The 1430-nt window shown below is 70.6% G+C and carries 1 protein-coding gene; it reads left to right on the top strand.

The features are described 5' to 3' along the window. Positions 1–367: 367 nt before the first annotated feature. Positions 368–1396: an aspartate-semialdehyde dehydrogenase gene (locus tag ACWGIU_RS37850; protein ID WP_453712614.1), complete on the top strand. Its 1029-nt coding sequence runs from the start codon at positions 368–370 to the stop codon at positions 1394–1396. Positions 1397–1430 lie beyond the last annotated feature (34 nt).

Here is a 1430-nt window from a genome sequence, read left to right as displayed (position 1 = left end):
GACGAGCACCGCCCCCTCGGGCCGTTCCCCGGGTCGTTTCCCGGCCGCTACCGCTTGTCAGGACCCCCGGGGGGTACCCGGCGCTTCTCCGGCCAGTCGTACACGCGGGCGGCGGACCGCGAGACCCGGTGTTCCGGTGACGCGATCACCGCCCTTGTCCTCGGCGGTCCCGACCGGCCACTGACCCGCTCCGACCAGGTAAAACGGGTGTTCGGGGGCCCACAGCAGGGCCGCCACGGACTCGCCACAGGGGTTCACACCCGGGGACACCGTCCGTACCTCGGACAATGGATTGGACAAGGCTCGTGGGGTCGAACGCATGATGGCTTCACGCGCGCCCGCGTCGTACGTACCAAAAGGAGTCACCGTGAGGGTCGGAATCGTCGGAGCCACCGGACAGGTCGGCGGAGTCATGCGCGGCATCCTCGCCGAGCGGAAGTTCCCGGTGGACGAGCTGCGGCTGTTCGCCTCGGCCCGTTCGGCGGGCTCCACCCTCGAATGGGAGGGCCGGGAGATCACCGTCGAGGACGCCTCCACGGCCGACTACGCGGGCCTGGACATCGTCCTCTTCTCCGCGGGCGGCGCCACCTCCCGGGCGCTGGCCGAGAAGGTCGCCTCCCAGGGCGCCGTCGTGATCGACAACTCCTCCGCCTGGCGCAGCCACCCGGAGGTCCCTCTCGTGGTCTCCGAGGTCAACCCGCACGCGGTCAAGAACCGCCCCAAGGGCATCATCGCGAACCCGAACTGCACCACCATGGCCGCGATGCCGGTGCTGCGCCCGCTGCACGACGAGGCCGGCCTGACCGCGATGGTCGCCACCACCTACCAGGCCGTCTCCGGCTCGGGCCTGGCCGGTGTCGCCGAGCTCAAGGGCCAGGCCTGCGCGGTCTCCGAGACCGCCGACCAGCTGACCTTCGACGGCGACGCGGTGGACTTCCCCGAGCCGGCCGTCTACAAGCGCCCGATCGCCTACAACGTGGTCCCGCTCGCGGGCAACCTGGTCGACGACGGGTCCTACGAGACCGACGAGGAGCAGAAGCTCCGCAACGAGTCCCGCAAGATCCTGGAGATCCCTGGGCTCAAGGTCTCCGGCACCTGCGTACGTGTCCCGGTCTTCGCCGGCCACTCCCTGCAGGTCAACGCCCGCTTCGCGAACCCGATCAGCGTCGAGCGCGCCTACGAGCTGCTGAAGGACGCCCCGGGCGTCGAGCTCTCGGAGATCCCGACCCCCCTCCAGGCGGCGGGCAAGGACGCCTCGTACGTGGGCCGCATCCGCTCCGACGAGACGGTGGAGAACGGACTCGCACTGTTCCTCTCCAACGACAACCTCCGCAAGGGCGCGGCCCTGAACGCGGTGCAGATCGCCGAGCTCGTGGCCGAGGAGCTGCGCGGCTGATCCCGCTCACCCCGCGAGAGGGCGGCACCGTCAC

The organism is Streptomyces sp. NPDC054840, assembly GCF_053611065.1.
This window is presented reverse-complemented; position numbering and strand designations above follow the sequence as displayed.